This is a genomic window from Psychrobacillus sp. NPDC096389 (assembly GCF_044762855.1).
Classification (GTDB): Bacteria; Bacillota; Bacilli; order Bacillales_A; family Planococcaceae; genus Psychrobacillus.
Genome location: NZ_JBIWFB010000002.1, coordinates 385,372 through 403,094, shown reverse-complemented (window position 1 = coordinate 403,094; position 17,723 = coordinate 385,372). Strand labels below are relative to the sequence as shown.

Here is a 17,723-nt window from a genome sequence, read left to right as displayed (position 1 = left end):
GTCAGCTCGTGAACCGTTGCTTTTTAGATGGACTATGATTGCTGTTCATCATATGCTTGTATTATTTTTGCAACTAATGGATGACGGACAACATCACCCTGTTCCAAATATTGAAAATGGATACCAGCAACATGATTTAAAATCTTTTCTGCAACGATAAGTCCAGATTCCGCACCCTTCGGTAAATCTATTTGCGTTTTGTCGCCTGTTATAACCATCTTAGAACCAAATCCAAGCCGGGTTAAAAACATCTTCATTTGCGCTTTCGTTGTATTCTGAGCTTCGTCTAAAATAACAAACGCATCATCTAGAGTTCTACCACGCATATAAGCAAGTGGCGCAATTTCAATTGTCCCACGTTCCATTAGCCTTTCTGTTTGCTCTGTTCCTAGTACATCATGCAGAGCATCGTATAACGGGCGTAAGTATGGGTCTACCTTCTCTTTTAAGTCTCCGGGTAAGAAACCTAGGCTTTCGCCTGCTTCCACAGCAGGACGCGTTAAAATGATTTTTTTGACATGTGCATTTTTTAATGCTTGTGTTGCCATCACAACAGCAAGATACGTTTTACCTGTACCTGCTGGACCGATCCCAAATGTTAAATCTGAATGCCGGATACCTTGTATATATTCTCGTTGACCAATTGTTTTAGCACGAATTGCTTTGCCTTTTGTATTTCTTGCAATTTCTTCATCATACAAGCTTGAAAAATATTCAATCGTTCCATTTAAGCTCATTTCAACAGCAGAAGTAACATCCCTTAAGTTAATATTGATGCCTTTGCGAATAACCGCAAGAAGTTGTACCATTAGTTTTTTCGCTTCTTCTACATTTTTTTCTTCACCAACAATTTGAATTTGCTCGCCTCTTGTGATGAGTTTTACCTTTAGTTCCGCTTCAATAAGCTTTACATTTTTATCTGATATACCTAGAAGCATTACTGCTTCTGCTGGGTCTTGCAAATTTATATCTAATTGTTTTTGTTCGCTCATGCTTCGTCTCCTTGGGGTATAACTTGTGGTATTGCAATATTTTCATTGACTAATAATAAGACCTTCCCTTTTACTTTATCATTTTGTATAGATACCTGCAAAACTTTATCTTCTAATATTTGTGTACCTGCAGGCAAGTCGTTGATAATTTTTTGAAATAATAACGGTCGTATTAATCGTTCCATTGATTTTTCATTTAACTCGTGTGTCTCTTCTATATTTTTTTGTACGTATCCAGCCTCTACATAATTCCTCAAGAATGTAGGAAGAGCAATTTCTTTCCAATAAGGAGTATTCGACTTATCTTTTTTTCGTATCACGAGTTCTCTTTCATTTGGCTTTACGATCGCTACTTTTTTAGGTAGTTCAAACTGCAGTTCCACCCAATAACTTGCATATACTTTTCCTTCTGCACTCGTAATTATTCGTTTGTCTCCTTGTGTAACAAAGCCATTTACGAGTACATCGCCTTTTTTAACAGCAACATGTTTTTGTACGGTTCTTATCCCTTTAACTAGTTCAAAATCCGTAATGACACCACTTCTTTTAGCGATTAAATGGACAGGTGGTGCATCTTTTATTTCTCGTTCTGTTTGTTCTGGGGCAAGCATCGGCGATACGATAAGTGTAGAACCTGATTGGCTAAAGTGTACCCATGAATACTCTTTATATTTCAATAAAATCTTTTGCCTAATTTCTTGTTCTGCCGGCAATGATGAAGCGAGCATTTTTTCTTTAATATTCATCGTTTTTAGTTCTTCATACAACAAGATATTGTTTTCAGGTGAATCGGATTCAATATGAATTGTCCAAATGAATTGTGCAAGTAAGATTGGAATGATAATAAATAGAGCCACTCCAATGATGGAGTATGAATAAGGAGAAATAATACCTTTTTTTGTTTCATCAACTAAATGCACAGATATTTTCATCGTTTTTCTTACTTTTCGAAATGCCCTTAAGTCTTTCTTTTTAATCGAGAAATATAAATAATGATCGCTGCTATACACACTGTAGACCTTAATATTTAAAGCAAATAGACGTTGAAATAGTACATGTTGATCTGTAGACATCGGTATTTGTACTCGGATAAGGCTTGCCATTACGTACGATCCTTCCTAGTTAAATTAAAAAAGTTAAGATGTTCCACGGTTAAATGCAGTCGATCAGACGATAGCGATTTTATCTGTAAGCTATCTGCGTTAATTTCCAGTAGATAATGATCATATGCACATAATATACTGGTTTCATTTAACTTAAGAAGGGTTATTTCATAATCTAAAATAATGTCACTAAAATTATCAATCATAATACTCGCGTGGAGTGGAAATAACTGTTTTATAAAAAACACCCCTTTACATGAATTTATGCATGTAAAGGGGTGTTCATGAGTTATCTTTTGGATTTTGGTGGCGCTAATATTTCGGATAAAACAATAGCCCGGACAAGGTCATCCTTTGTTTCAGGCAAAACGCTTGCCACCATTGGTTTTGTAGCTGGAAGTGTCGGATTGTTTCCTTGGTGAACAGATAATCGTCCAGAAGATCTTGGCGTACCTTGATCGCGATTCACTTCACGCTGTACTTTTTCTGCTTTTACCGGTCGTACAGGTTCTGGTTTAGGAACTATCGTTCTACGCTCTATTTCCGCTTGCTGTTCTTGTTTAAATTCCTTCGCCAACTCTCCTAAATTTTTAAAGGGGTTTTCAGCAAAAGGTTTTTGTGGTGAAACTTTTTTGACCGGTTTTGGCGCATTTTTTTGTTCTGGCTTTTTCTTGCCTAACAGTGAACTAATAATACCAATGATAATGAAGATAATTAAAGATTCCAAGGAGAAAGACCTCCTTTCCACGGTTTAAGACTAGTCTTTCAACTCTCCAGTAGAAGGTTTATCTCCTCCAACTTTACTGATGGAGTCTCTCATACTAGTGTCCGCTTGGATATTTTTATAATTCATATAATCCATTACACCAATATTTCCATCTCTTAATGCCTCTGCCATTGCAAGTGGAACTTCTGCTTCTGCCTCTACTACTTTTGAACGCATCTCTACTACTTTGGCTTTCATCTCTTGCTCAGATGCAACAGCCATTGCACGACGTTCTTCGGCTTTTGCTTGGGCAATTTTCTTATCTGCCTCTGCTTGCTCTGTTTGTAATTCTGCCCCGATGTTTTTACCTATATCAACATCCGCAATATCGATCGATAGAATTTCAAATGCCGTCCCAGAGTCTAATCCTTTAGCCAACACAGTTTGAGAAATTAAATCTGGGTTCTCAAGCACTCGTTCATGGCTAGTACTAGATCCGATTGTGGAGATAATTCCTTCCCCAACACGGGCAACGATTGTTTCTTCACCTGCACCACCGACTAAACGATCGATATTGGCACGAACCGTAATACGTGCTTTCGCTTTTACTTCAATCCCGTTCATCGCAACACCAGCGATAAATGGTGTTTCAATTACTTTAGGGTTTACAGACATTTGTACAGCTTCTAATACATCACGACCCGCTAGATCGATTGCTGCAGCTCGTTCAAATGTTAGTTCAATATTCGCACGGTGCGCTGCAATAAGTGCGTTTACAACACGGTCTACGTTACCACCTGCTAAATAATGGCTCTCTAATTGATTGATCGCCACTTTTAATCCGGCCTTATGTGCTTTAATAAGTGGATTAACGATACGTGATGGAATTACTCGACGTAACCTCATCCCTACAAGTGTAAAGATACTTATTTTTACTCCTGCTGCTAAAGCAGAAATCCATAGTGTGATTGGGAAAAACGTGAAGAACACCGATAGCAAGATAAATGCTAAAACGATAATTACTATTAATCCAATCGTACCTCCAGTAAATGCCATTAATCTTTCTCCCCTTCCGCGACTTCTCGTACAACTATACGAGAGCCTTCTACTTTAATAATTGTAACTTGTTTATCCTTCGCAACAAAACTTCCATCGGATACTGCATCGATTCGCTCATTGTCGATACGTATAGTTCCGGACGGTCTAAGGGCAGTCATCGTAATCGCCACTTTTCCAATTAGATCCACGCGATTTTCATTGGATACATACCCTTGCTCCGTCGTTGTAGCATCGGACAAAATAATTTTGTTCAACGCTTTCATCTGTTTTCCAAAGAACTTCATAATAATCACCATTCCCACTATAGCTACTGTTAAAGCAATTAATACAGCAATACTCATTTGCACAATATTGCCTCCTGCTAGTATTATACTAAAAATAATAGCAGCTGCACCTAATATACCACTAATTCCTCCAGGCAAGAAGAATTCGGCTATTATTAAAAGAACGCCAATAACAAATATTATCAATGTTTCATAGCCTGCAAGACCAGCAACTAGATGCCCAAAAAAGAACAATCCGATAGAGATTAGCCCCATCGTCCCTGCAACTCCAAAACCTGGAGAGTACAGCTCAACGATCAAACCTAAACTAGCAATCGATAATAAAATTGGCACGATAATTGGATGCGTAATAAATCGTGCAACCGATTCCATAAATGTCTCTTCTGTTTCAATTACTTTCGCATTTGCAAGATCTGTTTTCGTTAATAAATCCTCAAACGAGTTTACAGTTCCATTTGAATAGCCCACTTCCAACGCATCCGATGAAGTTAACGTTAATAAATCCCCTACAGGTGCTCGATACTCTGGTAAGTCTACTGAGTCATCCGCCATTGCTTGCGCATATTTTGGATCTTTCCCCGTAAGCTTTGCAGCATTGATCATTTTAGCTTTCCAAGCACTATTAGCTTTTTCATCTGCCATATTACCACTTCCATCAATTACTGCTGCAGCACCCATCGTACCACTAGGAGCCATATAAATTTCATCGGTATGTAGTGCTAAATAAGCCCCAGCAGATAACGCTTCGGTGTTAATATAGGCTATTTTTCGAATAGACGTCGAATCAAGCAAATTAGAAATTTTTTCTGCAGAATCCACAAAACCACCAGGTGTGTTTAGCTCGAATATAATCGCATCTGCATTTGCCTCTTCCGCCTCTTTAATCGAACGCTTTAAAAAAGCGTATAACCCTTTTTCCACTTCTTTATATACAGGAATTTTATAAACAGTCGGTGAATCGGCAGTAAAAGAAGGAATAACTAAGAAAAACGAGCATAACAATAAACAGAAAGCGATAATATATCGTGACATTTTCATCCTTAAACCTCCCTTCATCTATATGTATATTACTGTTTACGGATGAGTAATAGAAAAGTTTCATAAAATGAAAATAAACCGAGAAAAATAATTTTTCTCGGTTTACATAATTGTAAATGTTAATCATACAGTACGTGTTTTGAACGTAGGGATGGTTGGGATTAATTTACCACTTACGTTTACGTGCAGCTTCTGATTTCTTTTTACGTTTCACGCCTGGTTTATAGAAACCACAGCATCGAAGCTTTGTAAATTTCAATTAATTAGAATTTACGTTTACGGGCAGCTTCAGATTTCTTTTTACGTTTCACGCTTGGTTTTTCATAAAACTCGCGCTTTCTTACCTCTTGAATTGTACCACTTTTAGATACAGTACGTTTGAAGCGGCGAAGAGCATCTTCAAGCGATTCGTTTTTACGAACGACAGTTTTTGACATCTCTTTTTCCCTCCCTCCGAACACACGTCAAGCACATAACCTAGTGTTATGTACTAAAAAATTATACCGTATACTTTCATTCTGGTCAATACTTTGGCTTAAATTAATAATCATTAATAATCAGATTTACTTTCAAGCCCTTTAACTATTTCTACACCTGAGCTTGCACCGATTCTCGTTGCTCCTGCGTCGACCATTGCTTGTAGATCTGCCAAGCTGCGAACACCACCTGATGCTTTAACTCCCAATTCAGGTCCGACTGCGCTACGCATTAACTTCACAGCACTAACCGTTGCGCCTCCTGTAGAGAATCCAGTAGAAGTTTTAACAAAATCTGCTCCAGCAAGTTTTGATATTTCACTAGCTCTCAAAATTTCTTCGTCTGTCAATAAGCAAGTTTCTAAAATAACTTTTACAATTGCTTTTCCTTTTGCTGCTTGTACGACAGCTTCTATATCCTTTTGTACAAAGTTATAATCTTGATCTTTTAAAGCTCCAACATTTATAACCATATCGATTTCTTCTGCACCATTTTCGATTGCATTTGAAGTTTCAAAAGCTTTCACTTCAGTAGTGCTTGCGCCTAGTGGGAAGCCAATTACTGTACAAACTTTTACTGGTGAACCTTGTAATAATTTTGCACTTAAATTTACCCAAGTCGGATTCACACAAACAGATGCAAAAGTATATTCTTTTGCTTCCTCGCAAAGTTTTTCAATTTGATTTCTAGTCGCGTCTTGTTTTAATAATGTATGGTCGATTAATGTTGCGATATTTTGAGTCATTATATAGTCTCCTTTTCGAGTTGTACGTACCTCTTTATCATAATCGAGAATCTAAAAAAAAGCCAGTGAGATTATGCTCACTGACTTACACTAGTTCTTCTACATTTTCAAGCACTCGAACAAATTGCCCTTCATTGTATGGATAACCAGCTTTTGTTATTTTCACACGTACTAATTTTCCGATTAACTCCTCAGTAGCAGGAATAACTATTTTCAAATAATTATCTGTATACCCTTCATATAAATTACTTTCTGAATCTAATTTATATTTTTCTTCCGGAATAATCTCTAGTACTTCCCCTTCAAAACGGGATGCATACTCAGCTGCTAATTGGTCATTCAATGTGATCAATCGATGAACACGTTCATTTTTTATATCTTCATCTACTTGATTGTCCATTCTTGCTGCTGGTGTACCAGTACGCTTAGAATATGGGAATACATGAAGCTCAGAGAACTTTTGGTCATGAATAAAGTTAAACGTTTCCATAAATTCTTCTTCCGTTTCACCAGGAAAACCTACAATCACATCCGAAGTAATTGCTAAATCAGGAAGTGCTTCTCTTAATCGATCTAAACGATTCGCAAAAAACTCCATTGTATATTTTCTACGCATTCTTTTCAAAACCGTATCGGAACCAGATTGAATCGGGATGTGTAAATGTCTTACGACAATTTTAGAATCTCTTAAAACATCGATTACTTCATCCGATAATTGACTTGCTTCAATGGAACTAATACGTAGACGTTTCAAACCTTTTACATTCGATTCGATATCTCTTAATAGTTGCGCTAAGTTATAATCTTTTAAGTCTTCCCCATATCCACCTGTATGGATACCAGTTAAAACAATTTCTAAATAGCCTGCATCTACTAATTGCTGGGCTTGTCTAACTACTTCTTCGGGATCTCTAGAACGCATTAGCCCACGAGCCCATGGAATGATACAAAATGTACAAAAGTTATTACAGCCTTCTTGAATTTTCAATGAAGCACGAGTTCGATCCGTGAAAGCAGGAACGTCTAACTCTTCGTACACACGGTTTTTCATAATATTCCCAACAGCATTAATTGGTTTACGCTCCCTTTTATACTGTTCGATGTAATCTAGCATTTTTGTACGTTCTTGTGTTCCTACAACAATGTCTACTCCTGGAATCGCCATAATCTCAGCCGGTGATGTTTGTGCATAGCAACCTGTTACGCAAATAACAGCATCCGGATTTTGACGAATTGCTCGACGAATCACTTGTCGGCTTTTTTTATCTCCAGTATTTGTTACCGTACATGTATTAATGACATATACATCTGATTGCTTTTCAAATTCAGTGCGGTCATAGCCGCTTTCTTTAAATAATTGCCATATGGCCTCAGTTTCGTAGTGGTTAACTTTACAGCCTAATGTATGGAATGCAACGGATGACAAGTTCTCACACCTCTTTCATTCATATTCATAAGAAATTGCAGCAAGCGCATATAACGGTGCAGTTTCTGTTCGTAAAATCCTTGGTCCAAGTGCAATGGGTTGAAACTCAAACTCTCTTAATTGTTGTACTTCTTGTCGATCGAGCCCACCTTCTGGGCCAAAAACGATAAGTATCGATTGTTTATCATACACCTTTTTTAGTTGGTCGGCAAACTTTTGCCGATTCATAACCTTTGCGTCTTCTTCATCCGCAACAAATTTCACGTCATACGATTTGGAGATTTCCAAAAGCTCGGTTAATGAGATTGGTTTATGTATTAGCGGAATAAACGAACGATGAGATTGTTCTGCGGCTTCTTTTGCAATCTTTTGTAAACGAGTAATTTTCTTCTCGTTTTTTTGTTTGTCCCATTTCACAATAGAACGTTTCGCTTCAAATGGATACAATGTATGCATCCCCAGCTCTGTCGCCTTTTGAGTGATTAATTCTAGCTTGTCACCTTTTGGAAGTCCACAAACGATAGAAACTTTCACCGGCATTTCTGTAGATTTTTCATGTTTTTCTTTCGTTTCTAACAATACTGATTTGGATGTGCCTTCTACAATCGTCATTGTATATGTTTTACCATCTGCTACTACATATACCTCGTCTCCAGAAGACATGCGCATCACTTGGATCATATGATGCGCATCTTCCCCTGTAATCGTTACAGTATTATTGTCCTCTATCAGTTCATTCGTAAAATAACGTTGCATGAGCGTCTCCTTACTTTACAGGCTTTCTTGAAATGATTGTAACCCAGTCTTCCATCATCATAACTTCTTCAATTTCGAATCCTGCTTGCTGCAAGGAATTACGAACATCTTCCTTTTTCGTAGCAATAATACCGGACGTGATAAATAGGCCGCCATCTTTTACAATGGAAAATGCATCATTTGTAAATGTCATAATAATTTCTGCTAATATATTTGCTACGACAATGTCCGCCTGTTCATTTACATTATCCAGTAAATTACCGTGTGTTACTTGAACGATATCATTTACTCTATTTAATGCAATATTTTCTTTTGCAGATTGAACAGCTACTTCATCCAAATCTAGTGCATGAATGGAAGCCGCACCTAATTTTGCAGCTCCTATAGAAAGAACTCCTGAACCGGTACCCACATCAATAACGCTGCTTCCTTTTTGCACTGTTTTTTCAAGTGCTTGTAGACACATAACAGTTGTAGGATGTGTACCCGTTCCAAAAGCCATTCCAGGGTCCAATTCAATGATCAATTCATCCGTGTTCACAAGCTCATAGTCTTCCCAAGTAGGCACGATTGTAAAACGGTTTGATATTTTCACTGGGTGATAATATTTTTTCCAAGCTGTAGCCCAATCTTCTTCATCTACTTCTTGTACAGTTACTTGATTATGACCAAGATCGATATTAAAGTTTTGTAAGTTGTTAATCGCAAGTTTGATCTCTTCTACTGTTTCCAGTAGAAAACTAGTTTCCGCTAAATAAGCTTTCACTCGAACACCATCTACAGGGAAATCATCTGGATTTAAGCTATAGATTTCACCAAATACATCTTCTCTTTCTCTTAATAACTCTTCTGAATCTTCAATAACGACTCCACTTGCTCCAGCCTCATGCAAAATATTACTAATCGCTTCCACTGCCTCATTCGTCGTATGAATGGATAGTTCAGACCATTTCACTTGCGCCCACTCCTTTATTCGCCTTTTATCGTTCTTTTGATTTTATCAAATAATGAACTGCCTTGTTCTTCTGGGATATCTCCACTAATTTCTGCAAACTCACGAAGTAATTGCTTTTGTTTTTCAGTTAACTTCTTCGGCGTGATTACTTTTACTACAACATGTTGATCACCTGTGCCATAACCATGCACATTCTTAACACCTTTGCCTTTTAAGCGGAATGTTGTTTGCGATTGTGTGCCTGCTGGAATTTTTAGTTTTACTTTCCCTTGAACTGTCGGTACTTCTATTTCGTCTCCAAGTGCAGCTTGAGCAAATGTTAATGGTAACTCATAATAAATATCGTCGCCATCTCGTTCGAATCTAGGGTCAGCTTTTACACGGAATACGATATATAAGTCACCTGCTGGTCCTCCATTTATACCAGGTTCTCCTTGACCACTTACACGAAGTTGTTGACCATCGTCCACACCAGCTGGAATGGTAACTTTAATTTTTTTGCGTTTATTTACAGTACCTTTACCATGACAAGTCGTACATTTTTCTTTAATGATTTTTCCGGTACCTTCACAATAATGACAGGCACGTTTTGTTTGAATACGACCGAACGGTGTATCTTGTGTCACATTTACTTGACCGTGTCCATTACAGTGCGTACATTTTTCTGGATGAGTTCCAGGCTTAGCACCAGTTCCTGTACATGTATCACATGTCTCTTCTTTTGCCACGTCAATTTCTTTTTCTTTTCCGAAAACAGCTTCTTCAAATTCAATTGTCATGGAATATTGAAGATCATTCCCTTTTCGTGGTGCGTTCGGATCGCGTCGTCTAGAACTGCCCCCTCCGCCGAAAAACGAACTGAAAATATCTTCAAAACCAAAGCCGTCGCTGCCACCAAATCCACCAAATCCTTGGTTTGGACCAGCGTGACCAAATTGATCGTACTGCGCTCGTTTTTGCTCATCACTTAGCACTTCATAAGCTTCTGTAATTTCTTTGAATTTCACATCTGCGTCTGCAGCTTTGTTAATATCCGGGTGATATTGTTTAGAAAGCTTGCGATACGCTTTTTTTATCTCATCTTGAGAAGCACTTTTGGAAACTCCTAGTACTTCATAATAATCACGTTTATCCATTGTTCACTCTCCTGCTCTTTACCTACACGTAATGAATATTGTAACACGGAAAAATAATCTAGTCTAAACAGTAAGAAAAGCCAAAGCCGAATACGGTCTTTGACTTTTCCTCACCGACTAATTTACTGATTACTTGTTGTCTTTATCGTCGTTTACTTCTTCAAATTCAGCGTCTACAACGCCATCATCTTTTGCATCAGCTTGAGCGCCACCGTTAGCAGCAGCTTCTGCTTGTGCTTGCTCATATAACTTCATTGTAAGTTGTTGAACGATTTCGTTTAGTGCATCTTTTTTCGCTTTAATATCTTCTAAGTTACCAGCTTCTAAAGCAGCTTTTAATGCTTCTTTTGCATCTTCTGCTGATTTTTTCTCATCTTCAGATACTTTATCTTCTAGATCTTTTAATGTTTTTTCAGTCATAAATACTAATTGGTCCGCTTCGTTTTTCACTTCAGCTTCTTCTTTACGAACTTTATCCGCTTCAGCATTTGCTTCTGCTTCTTTTACCATACGATCGATTTCTTCGTCAGATAAAGAAGAGTTCGATTGAATTGTAATATTTTGCTCTTTTCCAGTTCCAAGATCTTTAGCTTTAACCGTTACGATACCATTTTTATCGATATCAAATGTAACTTCGATTTGTGGAACGCCACGTGGAGCTGGTGGAATATCCGCAAGTTGGAAACGACCAAGTGTTTTGTTATCCGCTGACATCGGACGTTCACCTTGTAGAACATGAATATCTACTGCTGGTTGGTTATCTGCTGCAGTTGAGAAAGTTTGAGATTTTGAAGTTGGGATTGTTGTATTACGCTCGATTAGTTTTGTAAATACGCCACCCATTGTTTCAATACCTAAAGAAAGCGGTGTTACGTCAAGTAATACAACGTCTTTCACATCTCCAGTTAATACTCCACCTTGAACAGCAGCACCCATTGCTACTACTTCATCTGGGTTTACACCTTTATGTGGCTCTTTACCAGTTTCTTTCTTAATCGCATCTTGTACTGCAGGAATACGAGTAGATCCACCTACCAAGATAACTTTATCGATTTGAGAAGCAGATAATCCAGCATCTTTCATCGCTTGACGAGTAGGTACCATTGTACGCTCTACTAAATGAGCTGTTAAATCATCAAATTTCGCACGAGTCATTGTTACTTCTAAGTGAAGTGGACCAGCTTCTCCAGCTGTAATGAAAGGAAGTGAAATTTGAGTTGATGTAACACCTGATAAATCTTTTTTCGCTTTTTCAGCTGCATCTTTTAGGCGTTGTACAGCCATTTTGTCTTGAGATAAATCAATTCCATTTTCTTTTTTGAATTCTTGAACTAAGTAGTCCATTAATACTTGGTCAAAGTCATCCCCACCAAGGCGGTTATCTCCAGCAGTTGCTAGAACTTCAAATACACCGTCTCCTAGTTCTAGGATAGATACGTCAAATGTACCGCCACCTAAATCGTAAACAAGGATTTTTTCATCGTGATCCATTTTATCTAAACCATATGCAAGTGCTGCTGCAGTAGGTTCGTTAATAATACGTTCTACTTCAAGGCCAGCGATACGTCCAGCATCTTTTGTTGCTTGACGCTCTGCATCGTTAAAGTAAGCAGGAACAGTGATTACTGCTTTTGTTACTTTTTCTCCTAAGTATTCTTCAGCGAATCCTTTTAAGTATTGTAGAATCATTGCAGATACTTCTTGTGGTGTATATTCTTTATCTTCTGCAGTTACTTTTTCTGTTGTACCCATTAAACGTTTTACAGAAGCAATCGTATTTGGGTTTGTAATCGATTGACGTTTTGCTACTTCCCCAACTTGTTTTTCTCCATTTTTAAATGCTACAACAGAAGGAGTGGTGCGGTTACCTTCCGGATTTGGAATTACTTTTGGTTCTCCACCTTCTAATACAGATACACATGAGTTTGTTGTTCCTAAGTCAATACCGATAATTTTAGACATAAATTATTCCTCCTAAATATAAAGTGCGGTTAATTAGTAATCAAATGCGCCTCGTCGTATTTGCTCCTGCGCAAGCTCGTCGCAGAAAACAGTGCGCCCAGATTTTTATCGGGCACGCTCGATAAATTCCTCTAAAAATCTGTGGCATCTGCCGGAGGCTTTAACTTTATTCAGCAGGGATTTGTGGACCCAGCTGAATTGAATACTTGCTTTGCATCCATCTTACCACTTATAGAAATGGGAAACTTCTGCTGGATGAAGTTATATAATTTCTATTCGTTAACTTTGACCATTGACGGTCTTAAAATTCTATCTTTTAGCTTATACCCTTTTTGTAATTCTTGAAGCACAATACCCGAATCTTTTGAATCATCTTTTTCTTGCATAACTGCTTGATGAAAATTCGGATCGAAAGGAACGCCCTCAGCTTCAATTTGTTCTAGTCCTTCTTTAGCTACCGCATCTAGTAAAGAGCGGTAGACCATTTCTACGCCTTTTGCTAAAGAAGCCGCTTCTTCCGAAGTTGTTTCAACAGCTAAAGCACGTTCGAAATTATCTAATACCGGCAAAATATCTGATAATACAGATTGTGCGCGGTATTTGTAATCAGCTTCTTTATCCAATTGGACACGACGCTTATAGTTTTCAAAATCTGCTCTTAAGCGGATTGCTTTATTTTGTTCTTCTTCTAGTTGTTGTTTTAAAAGAGTTACTTCATCAATTTCTTCCACTTTATTTTCAATTGTTTCTTCTGAAGTAGCCTCTGTTTGTTCTTCCAACTTTTCTGTTTCTAATTCCTCTACAATTTCATCTTTTTGTTCTGACATAACTAGCAACTCTCCTTATCCATGCGGTCCATGTAAAATTTTAGACAACTCTCTCGATAAATCCCCACTCATCACATCTAGTAAAGAAACGACTCGTTTGTAATCCATTCGAGTAGGTCCAATGATAGCAATAGATCCCATCTGTTCCTTCCCAATATCATAGGAAGCTGTAATTATACTACAATCTTCCATTGCTAAATGGGTGTTTTCTGTACCGATTCGAATTTGAATTCCTTTTTGGTCTAAATGGAATAATCCAGGCATTTGATTTACATGATCCATCCAATACATAATACTTCGTGCTTTTTCTACATCATTAAATTCGGGTTGATTTAACAGTTGCATTTTCCCACCGTAGTAAACTTTGTCTTCATGTTCAATTGTCAATGCCTTGTTCAAAGAACCAAATAAATCGTTTAAGCGACCATTATTTTGTCTAAGAACAGCCGATGTAACAGCTTCTAATTTAGCAGGCAACTCATGTAAATGAACACCCACTAAATGTTCATTGATCAAATTGACCATTCGTTCAATATCTGATGCAGTAAAGCTTTCCGGTATGGAAAATACGCGATTTTCTACATGACCACTATCTGTTACAATGATTGCGACAGCGGAGTCATCCGTTAATGGTACGATAGAAAACCTTTTGACACGATGTTTTCTCACATCTAAGCCTAACATAATTGAGGTATAATTAGTCAATTCGGACAAAATTGCCGCGGATTTACGAATTATTTGTTCCGTCTCAACCATTCGTTCTTCAAAAATGGAACGAATTTGTTTAATCTCGTTTTTGGAAATTCGCTGTGGAGTTAACATATTGTCTACGTAATAACGATAGCCTTTTTGCGAAGGTACGCGACCAGACGAAGTATGTGTTTTTTCTAAAAAGCCCATCTCTTCTAAATCTGCCATATCATTTCGAATAGTAGCAGGACTAAATGGAACTTCCTCCTTTTTCGAAAGTTGACGAGATCCTACTGGTTGAGCGGTTTCGATAAAATCATCTACCGTTACTTGCAATATTAATAATTGCCGATTAGTAAGCATGATTATCACCTCTGTTAGCACTCATTCATAGAGAGTGCTAATACTTATATAGAAAATTTATCAAATCTATCGGGAACTGTCAACGATTTAGCTTGTAAGAAAATATTGAAATACCTCATTTCCAACAAAGCGGCCACGTGTCGTAAGCTTAATAAAATCATGTTCGATTATGACTAGTTCTTTTTCGAGCAATTCATCTATTTCTTTTCCGTACACGTCTTTTAAAGTTTGACCATATCTTTGTTCAAATCGTACCAGTGAAACTCCGTCGTTTTTCCGTAGTCCTAAGAACATTTCTTCTTCCATCTTTTCCGTAAGAGAAACCTCTTTTTCCATCATGATAGGTTTTTCATTCGTTTCAATTGTATGCATATACTTTTTTAGTGGGCCATGATTGGAATAACGCACACTGTTTACATATCCATGTGCACCGGCACCAAGACCAATATATTCATCATTATTCCAATAAAGTAAATTATGTTTGGATTCTTTGCCTGCATGCGCAAAGTTACTGATTTCATATTGACTATAGCCATTACGTTTCATTTCATCCATCAAATAACTATACATATCCGCTTCCAAATCTTCCCCAGGCAGTGATAGCTTACCTTTTGATAACAAATTGTAAAAAATCGTTTTCGGCTCGACAAGTAAAGAATACGCAGAAATATGGGGGATATTTAGACGAAATGCTTCTTTTAAAGATGCTTTCCATTGATCCATGGTCTGATTTGGTAAACCGTACATCAGGTCTATGCTAATCGACGGAAAATCTGTTTGTTTGGCATATTCGATTACTTTATAGACATGATCATTGGAATGCGTTCTGCCAAGTACTTTTAACAAGTCCTGATCGAAAGTTTGTACTCCCATACTCAATCGATTAACTCCAAACTTACGCATCACTTGCATTTTTTCTAACGTTAATTCATCGGGATTTGATTCAGATGTAAATTCGATTACTTGTCCTAAAGGTATATGCAAATGTATAAGCGTAAATAATCGCTCTAATTGTTCTACAGACAATGAAGTCGGTGTTCCTCCACCAATAAAGATAGTTTCAATTGAGGCGTTTTTTAAATCTTCCGCCCATAAAGCCATTTCGTGCCCAAGCGCTTCAATATATTCATCTACTGGTTGATTGTGAAAAAAGAATTTATTGAAATCACAATAATTACAAATTTGATGACAAAAAGGAATATGAATATACACTCCTCGTACCATACTATTTCCAACTCTCTATATAGGAAAAAGGGGGCTATTATACTTACGCCCCCTTCTTTCTTTTTATTTATTTGGCTCGTCCATTTTCAGAACTGCCATGAATGCTTCTTAGGGAGAAGCTTTTCCACATTGTAGTTTAACGTTTTTTGGTTTTACTTGCAAATCTTTATTGTACAAGCGTTTATGAGAGTTTTATTTTCTTATTGTTACTCATGAAAATTTATCGTGTACTTACCATTACTAGCAAGAATGGTGGCAAGACGGTGGAGATGTTTTAAAAGAAGAAATCACTTGGTATTAATCAACAAATAGAATAGAGAAAACATAGCCCTTCCACGATTTTTTGTGGTTGGGCTTTTTCACATACTTCCAGTGAATAACTCTTATTTTCATCCTCTTCAAAGAAAATTACAGATTCAGATGGAGGTTTATTAACTGCTTGGGCTGTTACGGAATTCCAAAGTAAAAATGAAGCGGAAAACGAGGCAGATGTTTAGTTTATTTTGCATTGAGTTGTTTAAACTATACGACAGAGCCGTTTATTATGTGAGAGGTCTAAGTATCGGAAGACTATATTATAGAAGAAAAACGTCCGAAAACCCAGGTAAATAAATTGCAGTTCGCCATCGGTTTGTCCTAGTTGTTTTTTATAACTATCGAGTATTTTTCTAGCCTTTTAGGCGACACAAATATGGTCATAGAGGTGAACAGTAATGGTGAATAACAACAACCGCAATAACGATAAAAATCGAAATAATAACAACAACCAAAATAATTCAGCTGAATTCGGTGAGGATTTCAACTTTGACAATTTAAACGAACAAATCAATAATGAGCAAAATCTCAACAAAAATAAAAATGAGCGAAACAATAACCCAACAACAACAATAACTAGTAATACTTAATTGGTTGATACAGTCATTCCTAAATTATTACTTTAGGGATGACTGTTCCTTTTACATTATTTAAGGTTGTATATTTTAAAAACAATCAGTTCATAATAAGCTTTGTAAGATATCTACTATTCCGAAGTAGCTCAGTGGTAGAGCAATCGGCTGTTAACCGGTTGGTCGTAGGTTCGAGTCCTACCTCCGGAGTTCTTAACAAAAAAGAATGGTTGATCGTGAAATATACACGATCAACCATTCTTTTATTAATCGGCAATTTAATATCCAAACATTTTCTAGCCCTTTTGTTCAATAATTTACATATATTAACTTATACAACAAAATCGCAAAAAACCTTCTTATTCAACTAAACTGCGGCGTTAGTTTAAGTGTACCATTTCACATTGTACATAAAAATAGACCATCAAAATGATGGTCTTGTTTCACTAAAGCACCCGTTAGTTGAAGAATAAAACTACTAATTATTAATAACTACTTTTCCACTAAATATTTGTTATTAACATCATTCCTTCTTCAATTAGTTCTGACAGCCGTAATTTTGCAAGTTGAAATTGCAAATCGAACGATTGTATCAGGACCCATACCTATTGGTAGAGTACCTACCACAATGCCAAGACCTGTTTGTTCCACGTTAAAATCTGGTGAAATAGAACCATTAATTGCTAAAAGATTCACTGTAGAACCGATAAATGTATCTAGTACTTGTCTAATTGGTCGTTCACGACAATCACAATCACATCCGGAATTAACAGGAGGTAACAAATTAATAGTAGGTCCTGTTGGCAAAAATCCTACCCCTGTCACATCTGAGATATTTACCACAAAGGTTCCTTCTGCACCTGTAATAGTAACTAAAAAATCATTTACTTCAACAATTTCGTATTGGAAAAAGAGAGGAATTCCCACGGCGTCTGCAATCGTGCCAAGAATTACAGTTTCCCCAACAAGTTGTTGTAAGACGGACTGAAGTGGAGAGACACAACAGTCACAAAGACTCAAACAAGGGGCCTCTGGAGGCAAAGGAGGAAAGCATTTAGTTTTACTAACCGACGGACAACCTCTATTTATTTTC

The 17,723-nt window shown here is 37.2% G+C and carries 16 protein-coding genes, 1 tRNA gene and 1 pseudogene; 2 read left to right on the top strand and 16 right to left on the bottom strand.

Features of this window, described 5'->3' with window-relative positions:
* Positions 1-32 precede the first annotated feature (32 nt).
* From ACIQ38_RS08340 to hemW, 15 genes are all read right to left on the bottom strand, one after another.
* On the bottom strand, positions 33-992 hold the full coding sequence (locus tag ACIQ38_RS08340; protein ID WP_402820804.1) for a PhoH family protein: 960 nt from the start codon (positions 990-992) through the stop codon (positions 33-35).
* Positions 989-2,095, bottom strand: coding sequence for a sporulation protein YqfD (locus ACIQ38_RS08335; protein WP_402820801.1), 1,107 nt, complete (start codon positions 2,093-2,095; stop codon positions 989-991). The genes ACIQ38_RS08340 and ACIQ38_RS08335 overlap by 4 nt, the downstream gene beginning before the upstream one ends.
* A gap of 289 nt (positions 2,096-2,384) precedes the next feature.
* Positions 2,385-2,822 carry a hypothetical protein gene (locus ACIQ38_RS08330; protein ID WP_402820798.1) on the bottom strand — a complete coding sequence of 146 codons (438 nt, stop codon included), beginning with the start codon at positions 2,820-2,822 and terminating at the stop codon, positions 2,385-2,387.
* 30 nt (positions 2,823-2,852) lie between these two features.
* A complete protein-coding gene (gene floA, locus ACIQ38_RS08325) occupies positions 2,853-3,857 on the bottom strand; it encodes a flotillin-like protein FloA (protein WP_402820795.1) in 1,005 nt (334 codons plus the stop codon).
* Entirely contained in the window at positions 3,857-5,182 is a 1,326-nt protein-coding gene (locus tag ACIQ38_RS08320; protein WP_402820792.1) for an NfeD family protein, read from the bottom strand. The genes floA and ACIQ38_RS08320 overlap by 1 nt, the downstream gene beginning before the upstream one ends.
* A 263-nt stretch (positions 5,183-5,445) precedes the next feature.
* Entirely contained in the window at positions 5,446-5,619 is a 174-nt protein-coding gene (gene rpsU / locus ACIQ38_RS08315) for a 30S ribosomal protein S21 (RefSeq protein WP_016426884.1), read from the bottom strand.
* A 113-nt stretch (positions 5,620-5,732) separates the two neighbouring features.
* Positions 5,733-6,404 carry a deoxyribose-phosphate aldolase gene (gene deoC, locus ACIQ38_RS08310; protein ID WP_402820788.1) on the bottom strand — a complete coding sequence of 224 codons (672 nt, stop codon included), beginning with the start codon at positions 6,402-6,404 and terminating at the stop codon, positions 5,733-5,735.
* A gap of 85 nt (positions 6,405-6,489) precedes the next feature.
* Positions 6,490-7,830, bottom strand: a complete 1,341-nt coding sequence (gene mtaB / locus ACIQ38_RS08305) for a tRNA (N(6)-L-threonylcarbamoyladenosine(37)-C(2))-methylthiotransferase MtaB (RefSeq protein WP_402820785.1) — start codon at positions 7,828-7,830, stop codon at positions 6,490-6,492.
* 15 nt (positions 7,831-7,845) lie between these two features.
* Positions 7,846-8,586, bottom strand: a complete 741-nt coding sequence (locus tag ACIQ38_RS08300; protein ID WP_402820782.1) for a 16S rRNA (uracil(1498)-N(3))-methyltransferase — start codon at positions 8,584-8,586, stop codon at positions 7,846-7,848.
* Positions 8,587-8,596: 10 nt separating this feature from the next.
* Positions 8,597-9,541, bottom strand: coding sequence for a 50S ribosomal protein L11 methyltransferase (gene prmA, locus ACIQ38_RS08295; RefSeq protein WP_402820780.1), 945 nt, complete (start codon positions 9,539-9,541; stop codon positions 8,597-8,599).
* Positions 9,542-9,555: 14 nt separating this feature from the next.
* A complete protein-coding gene (dnaJ, locus tag ACIQ38_RS08290) occupies positions 9,556-10,677 on the bottom strand; it encodes a molecular chaperone DnaJ (RefSeq protein ID WP_402820777.1) in 1,122 nt (373 codons plus the stop codon).
* Between the two features lie 129 nt (positions 10,678-10,806).
* On the bottom strand, positions 10,807-12,639 hold the full coding sequence (gene dnaK, locus ACIQ38_RS08285) for a molecular chaperone DnaK (protein ID WP_402820774.1): 1,833 nt from the start codon (positions 12,637-12,639) through the stop codon (positions 10,807-10,809).
* A gap of 272 nt (positions 12,640-12,911) precedes the next feature.
* Entirely contained in the window at positions 12,912-13,466 is a 555-nt protein-coding gene (grpE, locus tag ACIQ38_RS08280) for a nucleotide exchange factor GrpE (RefSeq protein ID WP_402820770.1), read from the bottom strand.
* Positions 13,467-13,481: 15 nt separating this feature from the next.
* On the bottom strand, positions 13,482-14,519 hold the full coding sequence (gene hrcA, locus ACIQ38_RS08275) for a heat-inducible transcriptional repressor HrcA (RefSeq protein ID WP_402820767.1): 1,038 nt from the start codon (positions 14,517-14,519) through the stop codon (positions 13,482-13,484).
* 87 nt (positions 14,520-14,606) lie between these two features.
* Positions 14,607-15,743 carry a radical SAM family heme chaperone HemW gene (gene hemW, locus ACIQ38_RS08270; RefSeq protein ID WP_402820764.1) on the bottom strand — a complete coding sequence of 379 codons (1,137 nt, stop codon included), beginning with the start codon at positions 15,741-15,743 and terminating at the stop codon, positions 14,607-14,609.
* A 713-nt stretch (positions 15,744-16,456) separates the two neighbouring features.
* On the opposite strand from hemW, the gene ACIQ38_RS08265 reads away from it, so the two are divergent.
* Together ACIQ38_RS08265 and ACIQ38_RS08260 are read left to right on the top strand one after the other, a co-directional pair.
* Positions 16,457-16,648: a hypothetical protein gene (locus tag ACIQ38_RS08265; RefSeq protein ID WP_402820761.1), complete on the top strand. Its 192-nt coding sequence runs from the start codon at positions 16,457-16,459 to the stop codon at positions 16,646-16,648.
* Between the two features lie 120 nt (positions 16,649-16,768).
* A tRNA-Asn gene (locus ACIQ38_RS08260) sits at positions 16,769-16,840 on the top strand.
* Positions 16,841-17,164: 324 nt separating this feature from the next.
* Here ACIQ38_RS08260 and ACIQ38_RS08255 read toward each other — a convergent pair.
* Positions 17,165-17,644 (bottom strand): annotated as a pseudogene (locus ACIQ38_RS08255) (bclA protein); the annotation flags it as partial.
* Positions 17,645-17,723 lie beyond the last annotated feature (79 nt).